We start from the raw sequence: 16,744 nt of genomic DNA on the forward strand, positions 1-16,744 counted from the left end.
ATCTCCTCGGACTCGTGGCTCGTCACGCAACGTAGTCGCTGAAGGAGGGGGTGAGAGTGGTCCGTTCGCACCACAACCGATCACAAATCGCTTACGCCGATCAGCCCGTCTTGGATCGCCCGTGCGACGAGGGCGGCCTTGGTCGGGGCCTCCCTGCCCATCTGGGCGTACTTGACCCGGATCCGCTCGAGATGCGAGTTCACCGTGTTCGGCGAGATGCCCAGCCGGTGCGCCACGAAGTCCTTCGACTCGGACTGGAACCACTCGATGAGCACCTCGGTCTCGCGCGCGGAGAGGGCGGGCCGCCGCTCGGAGCGGTCCCCGGCCATCGCGCCCGCCAGCGACGGCGGTGTGTACGACCGGTCGGCCGCCGCGGTGCGGACGGCTTCGAGGAGATGTTCCGCGCCCTCGGCCTTCGTGAGATAGCTGAGCGCGCCGAGTTCGAGGCACTGCAGCACGGTCTCGTCGTCGGCCCGCATCGAGTAGACGACGACGCGACGGCCTGCTTCGGTGAGCCGCCGCAGATCGCCCATCGCCGGCGTGGTGCTGTTGAGGTGCAGGTCGAGGATGACGACGTCGGCCTGTGCGCCCTCGCCGATCCACGCGGCGCGCACGTCCTCGCCCTCGGCCACGACGCTGACCGGCGGGGTGCCGCACGACAGCCAGTGCACGACCCCGGCCCGTACGGCCGGATGATCGTCGACGACCACCGCGGTCAGTTCGGTCGCGAACGCCATTTCGCCTCCATCCACGATCGTTCTCCCAGTGCGTGCCATTCGACGTCGACAGCGCCCGATCCGTTCTCCGTCACGCCTGGTTCACCGTCCGTGATCGCCGCGACACGGATCTCGTCGTCGGCACGCAGGACGCTGACCCTGGCCTGCGTCCGGGCGGTGACCAGCGCGGTCATCAGTGGACCGGTCAGTTCGCGGCGGACGGCGGTCGGGACCGGCGCCGGTTCGCCGCTGACCGCCAACGTCACCGTCAGCCCCCGCCGTTCGGCGAGATCGACGCAAGCCGAGACCTCGTGCAGCAGCGGGTCGGGGACGTCGTCGTTCTCCGCGAACAACCGCCGCAATTGCGTGGCCGCGAGCGCGCACCGCCGCCGGACCGCGTCGTCACGCGGATCGAGGGTGCGGTCGGCCAGCCCGGCCAGCAGGGGCAACGTGGCGCCGAGCTGTCCGGCGAACCGGTTCCGCTGGTCGGCCTCCCGCTCCTCGGCGAGCGCCTTGCGATGGGCCTGGCGGTCCCGCTCGGCGGACGCCTCCGCGGCCTCACCCGCCCGCCTATTGACCACCCTGATCAGCGCCAACGTCGCGGCCTGGAAGGTGAGCACGCTGAGCGCGACGATCACCACGCTGCCGATCTCGCCGCGATCGGTGAGCTCCACGCCGAACTGCCGGACGACGGCGAGCGTCATCTGGAGGACGAGCGCGGCCATCGCGATCGCGGGGCGGTCCATCAGCAGGACCAGCAGATGCCAGCCCGCGAGGCCGGACGCCCAGTTCTCGTCGCCGAAGAGCCGGTCCGGGGGCAGCGTCCAGACCGCGACCGTCGACGCGGCGAGCACCACGACGGCCCCCGCGATCGCGACCAGCCAGGGGACCGGCTTCCAGCGCAGCACCCACCACGCCGCCACGACGAGCACACCGGCGAGGGCCGCGTACGCGACCCGGCCCGGGGTGTCGGTCAGCCGCGCCAGGCTCAGTCCGATCTGGATCGCCGCCGTCGCGAGCAGGACCGCGATCCGGCAGCCACCGAGGACGCGGTCCGTGGTCTCATTCATGCGGCCACACCAGTTCCACCGTGGTGCCCGCGCCGGGCGCGGAGGTCACCTCGGCCCGGCCGCCCGCCGCGGCCATGCGTTCGACGAGCGATTCCCGGATACCTCGACGCTGTGCCGGGGTCTTCGCCGGATCGAATCCTCGGCCCTCGTCCCGCACGGTCACGCGTACGCCGTCTTCGACCGTCAGCCGGGCGTCGCGGACACCCGCGTGCCGGTCGACGTTCACCAGCGCCTCGCGCACCGCGCGGACCAGTGCGAGCGCCGCCGATGCCGGGATCGGCGCGACCGGCGACCAGTGCGTCTCGACCTTCACCGGGCTTTGCGCGAGCACACCGCGCAACGAGGTTTCGAGGTCGACCACACTGCCGGGACCGGATTCGCCGGTGAGGATCGCGAGATCGCGGCGGGCGTAGCCGGCGACCTCGGCCGGATCCGTCGTTTCCCCGCGCTGGGCCACGGTGAGGAAGGTGGCCGCGGCCGTGTCGTGCAGTACGGCCAGATACTCCCGTTCCCGCAATCGTCGTTCCACGGCAAGGGATTCCTCACGGGTAAGCCGGGCCCGGCGCTCACGGAGATGGTCGATCCGGCGCGTGGTCCGCGACAGCAGGAGGAAGGCGCCGCGCGCGAGGGTGGCTTCGATGAGCACTCGCAGGACCACCGAGAAGCCGTCCTCGAAGCCGAGGGGCACCACTTCGATCGCCAGCAGGCAGGCGATGGCGGGCACGGTGAGCTTCGGCGGCCATTCCCATTGGAGGGTGATCGCGGTGAGGGTGAGCACGTTGAGCGCCCACTGGTTCAGCTCGCCCGCTTCGGGTGCGGTCAGGAACTGGGTGCCGCAGATCGCCCCGGCGCGCACCAAGGTCAGCGCGAACGCCAGCGGCCTGCCCCGGCCCGTCTTCCCGACGACGTACTCGGCCACGGCGGTGACCAAGGCCAGTGCCAGCAGACCGAAGGCGAGCGGGAGCGCGCCCGAAGGCGTGGCGAGCACGCCGAAAACGCTGATCACGAGCAGTCCGGCGCCCCTGGCCGGGCCGGCGAACCGGCCGACCACCCGAGAGAACTCCGCTTCGACGGAGGTCTCACGATCGGACGGCACGGCAGCAGTCAAACAGATGCCTCGAGCGTGCGCAGGTCCAGTACCCGCCAGGTGAGCGCCTCGTTCCCGCCCACCGACCACCACACGTACGGCCCCCGCGCCAGCACGGTGCCGAACTCCGCGGCCAGGTCGGCCAGCCTGCCGGTGGCGGTGTCGTAGAGGACGAGCACACCGCGGTCGTCGTCGACCACGACCGCGTACCGGTCGAGCACGACGACGTCGCCGAACGCGGGCCGGATCCCCTTCCCGCCGACCCGCCGTCGTTCTGAGCCGTCGGGTTTCATCAGGTCGAACCGTGCCGTCCCGCTCTGGCGCAGCACCTGGACCCGGCACCAGGACGGCGTGCAGTCGACCAGTTCGACGTTCTGCCCGCCGACCCGCGAGACCCGGCCGTCGCGGAGGTCCACCAGCTCCGACGGTCCCGCCTGCTCGACGGCGGCCGACGTCGCGAACGGCCACGCGGTGAGCGAGAAGTCGCCGGGCAGCGGCGTGCTCGTCACGGGACCGCCGGACAACGCGACCGTCCGGACCTCGGTGGTGTCGCCCCGCACGGCCGCCCAGGAGGCTTGGCCTTCGTGCAGGACGAGGTCGTACTGGGAATCCAGGAGGGCGACCCGTCCGGTGTCGGCGGTGACCAGGACCGGGTTCTCCCCGCGTGGCCCGGCGCGCCACAACGCGCCCGTCCCGGTGATGTCGGACAGTTCCAGCCACACCAGCGAGTCCGGGGAAGTGGCGAGAACGAACCGGGGCGAACCCGACAGCGGGACCTTGCGGAGCACTCGTTCGCCCAGCGTCAGCCGCAGCGAATCGCTCGCCCTGGTGATCCCGGCGGAGGTCCCGGAATCGAGGTACGCCAAGGGTGTGTAGGGCGGCCCGGTGACGGTGTTCGCGGCGATCCGCGCGCCGGGCCAGACGTCGGTGACCGTTGCGGAGACCGGAGCCTTGACCGCCGGGACCGGCGCGGGCAGGACCACGACCACGACGGCGGCCACCGCCGCGAGAGCCAGGCCGAACGGGGTGCAGTCACGGGGGATCACCGCACCACCGCGGGGGAGGAGGCGTTCGCGCGGAGGAGCGCGGGCGCGCCGGTGCCGTCGGCGGGAACGGAGTAGATCGCCTTGTCCCGGCCGTAGGCGACGGTCCGGTCGTCCAGCCACTGCGCCTGGTCGTCCAGATGCGCCGGATCGGCCAGCGGGACGTCACGGCCGTCGGCGAGGGACAGCACGTGCAGACGCCAGCGGTCGCCGTCACGGAACTTGTAGGCGACGCGGGTGCCGTCCGGCGAGAGGGAAGGACACTCGACGTTGCGCCGCAGCGCGGTCAGCGTGCGGCCGCGGAGATCGCCTCGCACCAGCCAGGTGCCGCCCGTGGACCGGGCGGTGGCGTAGAAGGTCAGATCGTCGCGGGCGAAGGTGACTCCCCAGTAGTTCAAATCCTGGGCGGAGTAAGGCTTTCCGTCGACGGTGAGCGCGAAATCCTCCAGCGAGCCGTAATGGTTCCCGGTGGCCAGGTCGTAGATCCCGGCGGTGGTGGAGAACGTGCCCACCCCGCCCAGATACGAGTCCCCGGCGCGGAACACCGTCCAGCCCACCAGCCGTCCGGACGGCGACATCCGGACCCGCGACGGCATCCCCCACTCGGAGATCCGCCGCGGTTCCGCCCCCGGTTTCGTGACGATCAGCTCAGCCTGGTCGGGCACCGCCGTCGCGTGCAGGCACGCCAGGGTGCCCGCGGCGACGTCGACGCGCTGACAGGACGGGCCGACGCGGTCGTCCTGCCGGACGCGGCCCGCTTCGTCGACGTACAGCAGCCCGCCTTGAGCGAGGTCCAAAGGCTGTTCCGCCACCGCGTCGCCGGTGCGCGACCCGACGAACACCGCCCCGGCCACCACCGTGACCACGAGCGCCGCGACGCCCGCCCATATCCGCTTCATGCCATCCTCGATCCGGCCAGTACCGACACCAGCAACGCCACGGCGAACACCGCGAACGCGGGGGCCGGCGCCATCCCCGCCGCGAGCGCGCCGAACAGCACCGCACCGGCGGCCCTGGCCAGCGCCTGTCCGGTTTGGACGAACGCGAGACCGGTGGCCCGCAACGATTCCGGCACGTGCGGCGCCGCGTGTGCCATCAGCACGCCGTCCGTGCACGCGTAGAACACGCCGTGTGCCGCCAGGACGACCACCGCGACGAGCCACCCGGTCGCCGAAGCGGCCAGGACGACGTACGCGGCGAGCAACACGACGTGCCCGGCGAGGAACACCTTCCACCGCCCGAGCCGGTCCGCGAGCCGTCCGATCGGCGACGCCAGCACCATGAACGTCAGCGCCGTCGCCAGTGGCAGCAAAGGAAGCGCTCCGGGCGGCAACCCCGCGGACCGCTGCACGCCGACGAACAAGAACATGTCGCCGACCGTGCACACACCGAGAAGCGCCGCGGCCACGCAAGTCCCGCGGAGCCCCGGCCCGCGCAGCAAGGCGAATCCGGCACGCAACCGGACCCGCGACCGCTCGACGGCCCCGGCGGGGGCGCGGACGAACACCGCCAGCACGATCACCGCGATCACGGCGAGGCAGAAGCTCACCCCGAACACCGCCGGGTAGTCGCCGACGAGCACGGTCAGCAGGCCGAAGGCGGCGACCGGCCCGAGCAGCGCGCCGGCGGTGTCCATGGCGCGATGGACCCCGAACGCGCGGCCCAGGCCGTCGGCCGGGGTGGCGAGGGTGATCATCGCGTCCCGCGGGGCGGTGCGGATGCCCTTGCCCGCCCGGTCCGCGCCGATCACCAGGCCGATCGCGCCGAGCGAGGACCCGGCGGCGGGAAAGGCGAGTTTGGTCGCCGCCGAAAGGCCGTAGCCCACCAGGGCGACGGCCTTCGGACGGCCGAGGCGGTCGGCGAAATAGCCGCCCGCCAGCCGCAGCAACGCCGTCGCCCCCGTGTACAGCCCGTCGATCGCGCCCAGCTGCAGGTACCCGACGCCGAGGCCGTACACGAGGTAGAGCGGGAGGACAGCGGTGACCATCTCGGCGGATAGGTCGGTGATCAGGCTGACCACGCCCAGCCCGACGACCGTGCCGGGGACCGCGTGCTTCGTACGGCCCGCGGGCCGGGCGGGGTCGGCCGAGCGGATGGAGGAGACGTACATGGCGGGCCTTCCCGGCGCTGCTGTCGTGAGTGAGATGGTCGGCGCGGATGAGTGACCGGGGTGAAGGCTCCCTTCACCGCATTAGACGCGGCGAAGGGAGCCTTCACCCCTGCGCAGAACCGGCCGCACGGCGCTACGCGGTGACGCGGATGTCGTCGACCGCGGACTCCCACAGCGACGCTGTGCTGGCGTCGGCGGCTTCGACCAGCAGCCGCACGCTACGGCCGGCGAACGACGACAGGTCCGCCGTCGCGTTCTGCCAGACCCCGGCCACCTCGGTCGCGGACCCGGTCTTCTCGAACACCGTCGTCGGTGTGGTCCCGTCGAGGACGCGGATCCGCAGGTAGTCCGCGGACGTCGCGTTGTCGCCGTGCGCGAAGGTGTAGGAGAAGCTCAGTTTCCCGCCCGCGGGCACGGTGAACGTCGGTGAGGCCATCGACGACGCCCCGCCGTCGAGGTCGTTGACGCCGTACTCCGATCCGGCCAGCCGCCCGGTGACCAGGCAGTTCGCGCCGCTGGTGGTGTCGCCGCGCTGTTTGATCTGGTTGCTGTAGGTCGAGGTGGTCTGTTCGGGATCGCCTCGTTCCCATTTGCCCGCCGTGGCGGTGTCCGCCCCGGCCGCGTTGAGCCGCCAGCCCTTGTCGGTCTCGAAGTCGTCGGCGAACGCCTCACCGCCCGCCGCGCCGACGCTCACCGTGACCTTCGCGGTCTGGGTCGTGGACCCCGAGGTCCCGGTGACCGTGGCGGACGCCGATCCGGACGCCGTGTCCGACGCGGTGAGGGTCAGCGTCGCGGTCGCCGTGCCGTTGGCGGGCGGGGTGACCGACGAAGGCGAGATCGTCCCGGTCACGCCCGAGGGCAGGCCGGAGACCGCGAGCGCGGTCGCTGAGGTGAAGCCGCCGGTGCTGCCGACGTTCACCGTCACCGACGCCGTCCCGCCCGGTGGCACCGACACCGAAGACGGGCTGGTGCCGACGGAGAAGGCGGGGGAGGGGACGGCCTTCTTGCATTTCCCGGTCGCGGTGTCGGTGAAGGTGCGGCCCGGCACCGGCACGAAGTCACTGCGGTAGTCGGTGGCGCTCAGCGTCAGCTTCCCGACGCCGAAGGTGTTGGTGTTGCCCGCCTCTTGCACGGCGGCCGACGACTGGTCGAAGTTGTAGTAGCCCCGGCCACCGGTCCCGATCAGCAGCTCGCGGACGCCGTTCACGTCGTCGCGTGTGCCGTCCGGCCGGGACGGTGCGTAGCGCTGGTAATTGTGGTCGTGGCCGACGACGACGAGGTCGGCTTTCGCGTCGTAGAGCGCCTGGAAGAACGGCCTGACCGACGTGTCGTCGCCGTGGGAGCCGCGACTGAAGCGCGGATGGTGGAAGAACGCGGCCGTGCAGGGTTTGGTGCTCGCCGCCAGATCGTTCTTCAGCCAGGTTTCCTGCGCCGAGCCGGTGCCGCGGGTGATGTTCGAGTTGAGCGCCACGAAATGCCAGTCACCGACGTCGAAGCTGTAGTAGCCCTTGCCGCGTTCACCGGCCCGCGCGCCGAAGTAATCGAAGTAGCCGGACGCGCCGGAGGTGTTGTATTCGTGGTTGCCCGGCGTCGGATAGGTGATCGCTTTGAACTGCCCGTAGTAGGGGTCGTAGTTGTTCTTGTATTCCGAGAGCGTGCCCGAACTGTAGGCGTTGTCCCCGGCCAGGATCAGTGCCTGCGGGTTCATGTTCTTGATCAGCGGCGCGGTCTGGTTGCACGAAGACCCGCAGACGTCGCCGACGGCGGCCACCGTGGTCGTCGCCTCGGCGAGCGGCCGGTCGCCCGCCTGGTACGCGTCGATGGCGAAGCGGCTGGCGGGATCGGTCAGGGCCGCCGACACCCGCACACAGTCGCCTTCGAACGCGCGGGTGTGGAACGCCTTGCCCGGCCAGTGTCGAGAGGTGAGCGTGAACGAGCCCGTGCCGCTGCCGGTCAAGGTCACGGAATCGTTGCCACGCAACGAAAGCTCCGTGAAACGGACGCGTAGCCAGTGCGCGCCGGGCGCGCAGACGGACCGGTCGGCCGAAGTGGACGTTCCGCCACCGGATACCGACGCGGGACCAGCGGTGACACCCGCCTCCACCAGTTGCGGAACCTGATCGGCCACTTCGGGGACGGCGGGCGGCGCGGCTCCACCGGCCTGGGGGTGCGCGGCGACCAGGAAGGCGCCGGCCGCCAGCGTGGAGGTCGCGACGGCGAGCGTGCGACGGCGCCATCGTTTCGTGGTTGAGCGCATGCGAGTTCATCCTCTTCGGTCATCGGCGGGAGGACGTGCGAGTCGTCGGCGATTCGGGGATTCTTCCGACGATTTCGACCCTAATCGCGGCCGGGGGAGCGTCAACGAAAAGCCGCGGCGAGGCTGGATAACTCTGAACGGCGCCCGTTCACCCGACGAAAGTCGGGCGTTTCGGACGGTACGCTGCGCCTTCATGACGAGTCTCGCTCCGGCGGAATTCGGTGCCGCACTGCGCGCCGCGATCGAACGCAGCGGGCTGAGTCTCAGCGAGATCAGCCGCCGCTTGCGCGACCACGAGACACCGGTCAGCGTCAGCGCGCTGAGCTATTGGCAGAATGGCGAGAATCGGCCGGAACGGGCGAGTTCCCTCGCCGCGGTGACCGCGCTCGAGGCCATTCTCGGGCAATCGCCGGAAACACTCACCGGGTTGCTCGGCCCGCGCCGCCCCCGTGGCCGCTGGACCGTCCGCACCGGACACGCCCTGAGCTACGACCAGGTGTGGCGGCGGCCGGAGGAGGTGGTGCGCGCACTGTCCAAAATGGACGTGACGCCGGATGAACTCGACACCCCGCACCGGCTTTCGCAATACCTCACCTACCGGGTCGACGGCGACGGCAACCAGGAATCGGTCCGGGTCCGGCGGCTGATCCGCGCCGACCGGGACGGCACCTCCCGGTTCGTCTTCGTGAACCGGTGCTCCAGCATCACCCAGCCGCCGTCCGTGCTGTACACCGACGGCTGCCGCCCGGCGCGGTTCCGCGCGGACGTCCCGTCGTCCACCTGCGTCTTCGAGTTCGCCCTCGACCGCACCTTGGCCGCCGGCGAACTCGCCGTCGTCGAGTTCGGCGTGCGGTATCCGCCGGGCCAGGGCCGGAGGCACGTGCAGGTCGCGCTCTACCGGCCGGCGCGGGACGTCGCGGTGCAGGTCAGCTTCGATCCCGGACGGCTGCCGCGGCGCTGCGCCGGGTTCTTCCGGCCGCGCGGCGTCTTGCCGCCCGAGGAACGGTGCGAGGCAAAGTTCGACCGGGACACCAGCACCTTCCAGTTCATCACCCTCGATCCGCAGCCCGGCCAGTACGGGATCCAGTGGAGCTGGACCTGACTATTCGTAGGGACGTTCGGGCGCGGGGACCGGTGTCGCGCTTTCGACCTTGAGGAACGGGATGCGTTCCCCGTTGACCTCGTCCACCACGGACCCCGGCCGGAACGTGCCGGTGACCTCGATCCAGGTGTCGGGTTCGCTCGGGACGCGGCCGTCCAACACGACCTTGACCGGCCGCCCGTCCGCGGCACAGCAGGTCAGGATCATCCGGACGAGCAGCGACGTGCCGTCCGCGCCGGTGGCGGTGAAGCCGGTGAGCATGACCCGCCTCGTGCCGAGGGAACGGCCCTCGTCGAACACCGCGCGCGAGGCGTAGTCCAGGACGGTCACCTTCACCGGGTCGCCGTCGGGCAGAGGCGGGTATTCGTCGGAGCGCGTCAGCGCCATGCCCGCGTTGCCCGCCGCGTAACTGCCGAGCGGCTGCGGGGCGACCAGCAACAGGGCGAGCACCGGAAGCGGGAGCAGCCACCCCACTTTCGGGTGACGATGGCGGTTCGCGGCCGCGAGCACCAGGACCAGGAGACCGGACGCGAGCAGGAACGGCCAAAGACCTTCCTTGACGTAGCGCAGGTACTGGCCGGTCAGGCAGACCTTGAGCACCGCCGCACCCAGCAATAGGAGCACGACGGTCGCCGCGGTCCGGTTCACCAGAGCACCGTCCCGGTCACGGTCGCGCAGGCGAGCGCGACCACGAACGTGGCGGGCGCGAACCGCGACGCGAACCGCCTGCCGAAGGTGCCGGCCTGCATGGCGAACAGTTTCAGGTCGACCATCGGCCCGATCACCAGGAACGCCAGGCGGGCGGTGAGGGAGAACTGGGTCAGCGAGGCGGCGACGAAGGCATCCGCCTCGCTGCAGATCGACAACAGGACCGCCAGCAGCGACAACGCGAGGACACCGAGCACCGGGTGGTCGGCGACGACCTGGAGCCAGCGGCCCGGGATCAGGACGTTGAGCGTCGCGGCCGCCATGGCCCCGACGACCAGGAAGCCGCCCGCGTGCACCAGGTCGTGGCCCGCCGCGCCGGCGAACGCCCGCCAGCGCGTGTCACCGTGGGCGTGTTCGGGCAGTTTGATCCATTCCGTCCGGCCGAGGCCGAGCCACAGCCAGCCCATCAGGACCGAAGCGGCGAGCCCGGCCGCCGCCCTGGCGAAGACCATCGACGGCCGGTCCGGGAACGCGATCGCCGTCGCGGCCAGCACGACCGGGTTGAGGGCGGGGGCCGCGAGCAGGAACGCGAGCGCCGCGGCCGGGGTGACCCCCTTGCGCACCAGGGCGCCGGCCACGGGGACCGAACCGCATTCGCAGCCCGGCAGCACCATTCCGGTCGCCGCGGCGGCCGGAACCGCGAGTGCCGGATGTTTCGGCAGGGCTTTCGCGAAGAATTCCCGCGGCACGAAGACCGCGATCGCGGCGGAAAGTGTCACGCCGAAGACGAGGAACGGAACGGCCTGGAGCACGATCGAAACGAAGACCGTCGTCCAGGTCTGCACGATCGGCGCCCCGAGGACGTCGCCGAGCAGCCACCGCGCGAGCAGGATCAGGACGAGAAAGCCCGCGAGCACTTCCACCGAACCAATGCGCGTGCGCACTCCGGTGTCCGTCATGTGGCGAACCTCCCATCGTCGGTCAGGACTTTAGGGATTTCGCGGTCCACCTGGAATTTCGTTCTCTGGACAACACTGGACGCCCCCGAATGGGCCGGGTCACCCACCTCGCCCGGTCGGGGGTATTTCCGGATTCCGATTGTGTTCCCCCGGCCGGTGGGCACAAGAATCGCCGCATGCGTGCAAGGCGATTCGCCTCTCTTTCCGCCGGTGCCGCCGCCGCGGTGTGCGTGGCGGCCCTCGTGGTCACCGACGGCGCGGCGGCCTCCCCGTTACCGGGCGGGCTGGGGCCGTGTGTCGGTCCGGCCTGCCCGGAGAAATACCCGCCGGTGAACAACAAGGATTACGCGGGCCGGGACAACGGCATCAATGTCTATGTCGGCGGTGAATTCCAGGTACGGGAAGCGGCGGCCGAAGCCGAAGGACGGGTCGTCGTCCTCGGCGATCTCGACATGGCGAAACGAGCGGGCGCGTCGTCCGTCTACAACGTCGGCATCGCCGGGGTCGGATCACGCGTTCCGCCGCCCGACGGTGCGGACTTCCTGACCACGGGCGGGAACGTCAGCGTCGCCGCCGACCAGCGGCTGCTCGCCGACGGCGGGGTCGTCCGGCACGCGGGAACCGTCACCGGGACGGTGACCGGCACCCTCGAAAAGGACCCCGACGCGGCGAAACCCTATTTGAGCCTGCGCGAGGATCTCCGAGTGGCGAGCAAGTGCTACGCACGCGAAGGAACCACGCCGCGGCCTGCGACCGGCACGGCGGTCAACCAGGGCTATCGCACCCTGTTCACCGGGGACGGCAAATCGGCGCTGCAAGTGTTCAATGTCGACTTCGACCTGACCGGCGCCACCGGCGGCATGCAGGGAATCGAGTTCGAGGGCATCCCGGCGGGGGCGACGATCCTGGTGAACATGGTGGGCGCCGCCCGCACGATCAACACCTACACCGGCGACCTGAACGATCAGGACCCGCTGAACAAACTGCGCGAGCGGCTGCTGTGGAACTTCCCGGACGCCACCCAGGTGAAGATCGCCGGTGGCGCCCAATTCCAGGGAAGTGTGCTGATCGGCGAGCCCGGGAGCACCGCGACCGTCACCGCGTCCGGGATGAACGGCCGGTTCTTCACCACGGGCTCGCTGGTGCACAGCTCCGAAGCGACCGGCGGTGGCGGGCAGGAGTTCCACGCCTACCCGTTCGACGGGGATCTGCCCGAGTGCGTCAGCACGCCGACGACTACGCCGAGCAGCTCGTCTTCTTCGTCTTCGTCTTCGTCGAGCAGCAGCTCCACGTCGACGAGCCCGACCTCGACGACCACGTCCACGCCGACCTCGACGTCCAGCTCCTCGACGTCGTCCACGTCCACGTCCACGACACCGACACCGACATCGACCACCTCGTCGAGTCCGACGAGCAGCACGTCGACCAGCCCGACGTCGAGCAGCACCTCGTCCAGTACGACGTCATCGAGCCCGACGTCGACGAGTTCCATCTCGTCGAGCGCTACTTCGAGCAGCACGTCGCCGACCACCACCAGCAGTTCTTCGAGCACGACCCCGGGCCCCGGGGTGACCACCTACACGACACCGGGCCAGCCGGGAGGCACCACACCGGGCGGAGGACCGTCCGACAGCGGCCCACTGGCCTCGACCGGCAGCGAAGTCCGAGGTCTGCTGGTGCCCGGCCTGTTCCTGCTGCTGGTCGGTGGCGCGCTGGTGGCGCTCACCATCCGGTCGAGGCGGCGCGAGTCCTGAGGGCGGTGTCGATGACGTCGCGGCGGTCCACCAGCAGGGCCTCCGCGGCGGTCCGGCCGGTCGCGGCCAGGTAGGCGTCGACGAGCCGGTTGCCGACCGCGTACCCGGCGCCGGTCGGCAGGCCGACGGGAGTGCCGCCGTAGCGGGCGGCGGTCTCGTCTCCGTGCACCCAGGCCGCGAAGTTCTGCATACCGGTGATCTCCAAACCGGACACGACCTTCTCGAACACCGCGTCGTCGCGCAGATGCGCCACACCGATACGGGCGTAGCCGAGCTCGTCGCCGTACAACTGGCGGGCGAACGCGTCGGCCAGGCCCTCGGACACGATCTGCTCGCCGACCGTGACGGTCGCAGGATCCCAGATCACCCCGCCGGGGCTGTAGCGCAGGTTGTGGTTCAGTTCGTGGACGGCGGTGGCCTCCAGCCTCGCCAGGTTCTCCGGGTACGGCCAGAAGTTGAGATAGAGGTAGCCGGACACGCTGCCGTTGGCCGACATCCCCAGGTTCGGTCCCATGAAGTGCCGGTCGCCGGGATCACCCAGCACGGTGAGCACGGTGATGTCCGGGATCGCCAATCCGGGTGTCGCGGCGAGCTGCGCGGTGACGGCGTCGTCGAGCGCCCGCCGGATACGGTTCCAGGCATCCGCTTCGTGCAGTGCGTCGAGAGCTTCCAAGCAACGCTCCTCGTCGCGGTCGAGCGGGAACCCGGAGCTCATCGCGTGCATCGCCACGAGGTCGACGTCGCCGGGGAAGTAGCGGTACATCCCGGCGGCGGGCTCGACCATCGTCTTGAGCAGTGCCGCGCGGTCCGCCCGTGGCGCGCGCAGGATCTCGCGCATGGCGGGGTAGGTGTCGAGAACGGTGATCGTCATGGGAGCGACGGTAAAGGCTCCAGTGGGTGGAGACTCAAGAGCCGGGCCCTGAGAACGGACCAGGGGAAAGCCCGGATGTCCCCGCCACCGCCCGCTTCTAACGTCGTGATCATGATCCGACGGATACTCCTGACGGTGCTCGCCGGTGCGGCGGTCCTGCTCGTGCCCTGGACCGTCTACCTGGCGCACACCCTGCCCGACCGGTACGACACCGGGCAGTGGCGCGCGGCGTGGGTCGGGTTCGACGTCGCGCTCCTGCTCTGCTTCGCGGCAGGAGCGTGGCTGGGGATGCGCCGACGGCGGGCTGCCGTGCCGCTGCTGTCGGCGACGGCCGCGATGTTGTGCTGCGACGCGTGGTTCGACGTCATGCTCGGCTGGACGTCGGCCGAGCGGTGGACCAGCGTCGCGCTCGCCGTCTTCGTCGAGATCCCGGTCGCGGTGGTGCTGGCCTTCGCCGCGCGGCGGTTGCTGGGCGATGCGTTGCCGAAGCGATCGGTGAACCTGCGCGACATCGCGATGCGCGAGGACCCGCGGTACCACCTGGTGACGCGCGAGCTTCCCGCCTCGGAGGAGGACGTCGCGCGCCGGACCGGGCTGGCGAGCGCCGAAGTCGCCGAATGCCTGCAAACCTTGCAGAAAACCGGTTTCGTGCGCCGTGACCGGAAAGGGAACTGGATCCCGATCCCGCAGGACCTGCGCGAGCCGAAGCCGGACGACTACGACGGCGCGGACCGGGAGCGGGTCGCCGCTTTCCTCGACGCCAAGTACGCGAACGAGATCGCCGTGCTGTCTTGGGCCGCGGAGCACCGCGACGAGTTCGGCCCGTGGGCGACGGCACAACGGACGTCGACGAGGCTGACCGAGGCGGAATTCCGGGAACTGGAAGCGGAATACCGCGAGCTGATCACGCGGTACTGCCGACGGCGACCGGCGGAGGGCGGGAAGGAGCTTTCCGTGCGCTTCTACGCCTTCCCGCCACCGGAGACCGTTCCGGTTTAGGGATGCCGCCAGGCCAAAAAGGTCTCCAAAGTGGTCAACCGGTGCTCGCGTACGGCCAGCTCGATCTCCCCGGCAGGCGCGTTCCGGTCGAACAGGTCGAGGATCTTCTGGTGCTCCTGCACGGATTCGTGCGCGCGGCCGGGCACGAAGCTGAACGTCGACGTGCGCAGCCCGGCCAGCCGGTTCCAGCCGCGGTTGACCAGATCGAGTACCTGCGGATTGGGGCAGGTGCCGAACAGGACGCGGTGGAAGTCGCGGTTCAGCGCGGTGAACCGCGACGGCTCGAAGTTGTCGAGACACGCCGTCAGTTCCGCGTTGAGCCCCTTGGCCTGGTCGAGCGCCTCGCCGGGCAGAGAGGGCGCCGCGAGCGCGGCGGCGTACCCCTCGACCAGCGCGAGCGTCTGCATGGTGTGCTGGTAGTCGCTCTCGTCGGCCATCGCGACCTGCGCGCCGATGTTGTGCTCGTAGGTCACCAGCCCCTCGGCCTCCAGCCGCCGCACCGCCTCGCGCACGGGCACGGTGCTGACGCCGAGTTCCTGCGCGATCTGCCCGAACACGAGGCGGTAACCGGGGGAGAAGGTGCCGTCGTCGATCCTCGCCTTGATCCAGTGGTAGGCGATCTGCGACTTGCTCATCGCGGTGGAGTTCACCGCGTCGCCCGTGGTCACGAGTAGTGCAGCCAGACTGACTTGATCTCAGTGTAGGCGTCGATCGCCCACGGACCCATTTCGCGGCCCCAGCCCGACGCCTTGTACCCGCCCCACGGCGCGGCCATGTCGGGGATCGGCGGCATGTTGACGAACACCGCGCCCGCGCGGATGCCGTTGGCCAACCGCTGCGCGACGCCGAGATCGCGGGTCCACACGGTCGCCGCGAGCCCGTATTCGGTGTCGTTCGCCCGCGCCAGCAACTCGTCCGGGTCGTCGTAGGCGGTGACGGCGAGGACCGGGCCGAAGATCTCCTCGCGCATGATCGTCATGTCGTCGGCGACCCCGGCGAACAGCGTCGGCGTGTAGAAGTAGCCGTCGCGATCGACGGGTTTGCCGCCGGTGACCAGCTCCGCGCCCTGCTCGCTGCCGGTGGAGACGAGGAAGTCCACGTGCTCGCGGTGCTTGGCGGACACGAGGGGCCCGAGCTGCGTGGACTCGTCCAGCCCCGGCCCGAGCTTGAGACCTTCGAGCCCGGCCGCCAGCTTCGCGACGAACTCCTGTTCCCGCTTGCGGTCCACGAAGAACCGGGTGTACGCGGCACAGACCTGGCCGCTGTTCAGCGTCGCGCCCGCGAGGTTGCCGGCGACGGCGGCGTCGATGTCGGCGTCGCCGGAGATGATGCTGGGTGCCTTGCCGCCGAGTTCGAGGGTGAGCCGCTTGAGGTTCGACTCGGCGCTGGCCGCCGTGATCAGTTTCCCGACCGCGGTCGACCCGGTGTAGGACAGGTGGTCGACGTCGTCGTGCCTGCTCAGGAGCGCGCCCACCGCGCCGTCGCCGGTGACCAGGTTGACCACGCCCGGCGGGAACCCGGCCTCGCGCACGAGCTCGACCAGCCGGATGCTGGTCAGCGGCGTGACCTCGCTGGGCTTGATCACCACGGTGTTGCCGGTGGCCAGCGCGGGCGCGAGCTTCCACACGAGGATCATCAGCGGGAAGTTCCACGGCGTGATCAGCGCGTTCACCCCGACCGGCTCGCGGCGGGTGTAGTGCAGCGTGTCCGGGAAGGACACCGGGTTCGTGGTGCCCTGGATCTTGGTGACCCAGCCCGCGAAGTACCGCAGATGCTCGGCCGCGCCGGTGACGCTGACCTGACGGGAGATCCCGATCGGCTGGCCCTGGTCGCGGGTCTCGAGCGCGGCCAGCTCCTCGTGGTGCTCGTCGACCAGCGACGCCAGCTTGAACAGCAGCGCGGCCCGCTGGACCGGCAGCAGCCCCGCCCAGGCGGGGTCGTTCAGTGCCTTGCGCGCGGCACCGACGGCGGCGTCGACGTCGGCCGCCGACGCGGTGCCGACCTCCTCGATCACCTGGCCGGTGGCCGGATCGTACGTCGGCAGGGACCCGCCTCCCGCGGCGGTCCACTGTCCGTCGATGAACAGGCGTGTGGCCATGGCTAGCTCCTCCTCGACCGGTGTGTGATC

Annotated in this window: 15 protein-coding genes; 3 read left to right on the forward strand and 12 right to left on the reverse strand. The window is 70.5% G+C overall.

Annotated elements, in window-relative coordinates; all coding sequences use genetic code 11:
• Nucleotides 1–80 precede the first annotated feature (80 nt).
• From AORI_RS58730 to AORI_RS58760, 7 genes are all read right to left on the reverse strand, one after another.
• On the reverse strand, nt 81–737 hold the full coding sequence (locus AORI_RS58730) for a response regulator transcription factor (protein WP_016333904.1): 657 nt from the start codon (nt 735–737) through the stop codon (nt 81–83).
• On the reverse strand, nt 716–1,786 hold the full coding sequence (locus AORI_RS58735; protein ID WP_016333905.1) for a hypothetical protein: 1,071 nt from the start codon (nt 1,784–1,786) through the stop codon (nt 716–718). The genes AORI_RS58730 and AORI_RS58735 overlap by 22 nt, the downstream gene beginning before the upstream one ends.
• Nucleotides 1,779–2,882 carry a sensor histidine kinase gene (locus AORI_RS58740; RefSeq protein WP_016333906.1) on the reverse strand — a complete coding sequence of 368 codons (1,104 nt, stop codon included), beginning with the start codon at nt 2,880–2,882 and terminating at the stop codon, nt 1,779–1,781. The genes AORI_RS58735 and AORI_RS58740 overlap by 8 nt, the downstream gene beginning before the upstream one ends.
• 8 nt (nt 2,883–2,890) lie before the next feature.
• Nucleotides 2,891–3,919: a hypothetical protein gene (locus AORI_RS58745; RefSeq protein WP_016333907.1), complete on the reverse strand. Its 1,029-nt coding sequence runs from the start codon at nt 3,917–3,919 to the stop codon at nt 2,891–2,893.
• Nucleotides 3,916–4,815 carry a TolB family protein gene (locus AORI_RS58750; RefSeq protein WP_016333908.1) on the reverse strand — a complete coding sequence of 300 codons (900 nt, stop codon included), beginning with the start codon at nt 4,813–4,815 and terminating at the stop codon, nt 3,916–3,918. Before AORI_RS58750 ends, AORI_RS58745 begins: the two co-directional genes overlap by 4 nt.
• Nucleotides 4,812–6,026 (reverse strand): MFS transporter, encoded by a 1,215-nt coding sequence (locus AORI_RS58755; protein ID WP_016333909.1) that lies wholly within the window; start codon nt 6,024–6,026, stop codon nt 4,812–4,814. The genes AORI_RS58750 and AORI_RS58755 overlap by 4 nt, the downstream gene beginning before the upstream one ends.
• A gap of 133 nt (nt 6,027–6,159) precedes the next feature.
• Entirely contained in the window at nt 6,160–8,283 is a 2,124-nt protein-coding gene (locus AORI_RS58760; RefSeq protein WP_016333910.1) for a metallophosphoesterase, read from the reverse strand.
• Nucleotides 8,284–8,476: 193 nt separating this feature from the next.
• On the opposite strand from AORI_RS58760, the gene AORI_RS58765 reads away from it, so the two are divergent.
• On the forward strand, nt 8,477–9,385 hold the full coding sequence (locus tag AORI_RS58765; RefSeq protein ID WP_016333911.1) for a helix-turn-helix domain-containing protein: 909 nt from the start codon (nt 8,477–8,479) through the stop codon (nt 9,383–9,385).
• Here AORI_RS58765 and AORI_RS58770 read toward each other — a convergent pair whose 3' ends face one another.
• Both AORI_RS58770 and AORI_RS58775 read right to left on the reverse strand, forming a co-directional pair.
• Nucleotides 9,386–10,033, reverse strand: coding sequence for a TIGR03943 family putative permease subunit (locus AORI_RS58770; RefSeq protein ID WP_016333912.1), 648 nt, complete (start codon nt 10,031–10,033; stop codon nt 9,386–9,388).
• The gene (locus AORI_RS58775) at nt 10,030–10,992 is read right to left on the reverse strand and encodes a permease (RefSeq protein WP_016333913.1); all 963 of its coding nucleotides are present in this window, start codon (nt 10,990–10,992) and stop codon (nt 10,030–10,032) included. The genes AORI_RS58770 and AORI_RS58775 overlap by 4 nt, the downstream gene beginning before the upstream one ends.
• Before the next feature lie 176 nt (nt 10,993–11,168).
• Between AORI_RS58775 and AORI_RS58780 the strand changes: the two genes are divergently transcribed.
• Complete coding sequence (locus tag AORI_RS58780; RefSeq protein ID WP_046199789.1) at nt 11,169–12,746, forward strand: choice-of-anchor A family protein; 1,578 nt, start codon at nt 11,169–11,171, stop codon at nt 12,744–12,746.
• Here the strand turns inward: AORI_RS58780 and AORI_RS58785 are convergent.
• The gene (locus AORI_RS58785) at nt 12,715–13,617 is read right to left on the reverse strand and encodes a DUF2268 domain-containing putative Zn-dependent protease (RefSeq protein ID WP_016333915.1); all 903 of its coding nucleotides are present in this window, start codon (nt 13,615–13,617) and stop codon (nt 12,715–12,717) included. The genes AORI_RS58780 and AORI_RS58785 overlap by 32 nt on opposite strands.
• Nucleotides 13,618–13,728: 111 nt before the next feature.
• Between AORI_RS58785 and AORI_RS58790 the strand changes: the two genes are divergently transcribed.
• The gene (locus tag AORI_RS58790) at nt 13,729–14,616 is read left to right on the forward strand and encodes a helix-turn-helix domain-containing protein (RefSeq protein ID WP_043848808.1); all 888 of its coding nucleotides are present in this window, start codon (nt 13,729–13,731) and stop codon (nt 14,614–14,616) included.
• Here AORI_RS58790 and AORI_RS58795 read toward each other — a convergent pair.
• Nucleotides 14,613–15,284, reverse strand: a complete 672-nt coding sequence (locus tag AORI_RS58795; RefSeq protein ID WP_016333917.1) for a GntR family transcriptional regulator — start codon at nt 15,282–15,284, stop codon at nt 14,613–14,615. The two genes, AORI_RS58790 and AORI_RS58795, sit on opposite strands and share 4 nt — an antisense overlap.
• The gene (locus AORI_RS58800; RefSeq protein ID WP_016333918.1) at nt 15,281–16,714 is read right to left on the reverse strand and encodes an aldehyde dehydrogenase family protein; all 1,434 of its coding nucleotides are present in this window, start codon (nt 16,712–16,714) and stop codon (nt 15,281–15,283) included. The genes AORI_RS58795 and AORI_RS58800 overlap by 4 nt, the downstream gene beginning before the upstream one ends.
• Nucleotides 16,715–16,744 lie beyond the last annotated feature (30 nt).

This window comes from Amycolatopsis keratiniphila, assembly GCF_000400635.2.
GTDB classification, from domain to species: domain Bacteria; phylum Actinomycetota; class Actinomycetes; order Mycobacteriales; family Pseudonocardiaceae; genus Amycolatopsis; species Amycolatopsis keratiniphila.

Bases quoted from the DNA above. Each gene is read 5' to 3' on its own strand.
- AORI_RS58730 (WP_016333904.1), bottom strand. From the start codon at position 737: ATGGCGTTCGCGACCGAACTGACCGCGGTGGTCGTCGACGATCATCCG.
- AORI_RS58735 (WP_016333905.1), bottom strand. From the start codon at position 1,786: ATGAATGAGACCACGGACCGCGTCCTCGGTGGCTGCCGGATCGCGGTC.
- AORI_RS58750 (WP_016333908.1), bottom strand. From the start codon at position 4,815: ATGAAGCGGATATGGGCGGGCGTCGCGGCGCTCGTGGTCACGGTGGTG.
- AORI_RS58755 (WP_016333909.1), bottom strand. From the start codon at position 6,026: ATGTACGTCTCCTCCATCCGCTCGGCCGACCCCGCCCGGCCCGCGGGC.
- AORI_RS58760 (WP_016333910.1), bottom strand. From the start codon at position 8,283: ATGCGCTCAACCACGAAACGATGGCGCCGTCGCACGCTCGCCGTCGCG.
- AORI_RS58765 (WP_016333911.1), top strand. From the start codon at position 8,477: ATGACGAGTCTCGCTCCGGCGGAATTCGGTGCCGCACTGCGCGCCGCG.
- AORI_RS58775 (WP_016333913.1), bottom strand. From the start codon at position 10,992: ATGACGGACACCGGAGTGCGCACGCGCATTGGTTCGGTGGAAGTGCTC.
- AORI_RS58780 (WP_046199789.1), top strand. From the start codon at position 11,169: ATGCGTGCAAGGCGATTCGCCTCTCTTTCCGCCGGTGCCGCCGCCGCG.
- AORI_RS58785 (WP_016333915.1), bottom strand. From the start codon at position 13,617: ATGACGATCACCGTTCTCGACACCTACCCCGCCATGCGCGAGATCCTG.
- AORI_RS58790 (WP_043848808.1), top strand. From the start codon at position 13,729: ATGATCCGACGGATACTCCTGACGGTGCTCGCCGGTGCGGCGGTCCTG.
- AORI_RS58800 (WP_016333918.1), bottom strand. From the start codon at position 16,714: ATGGCCACACGCCTGTTCATCGACGGACAGTGGACCGCCGCGGGAGGC.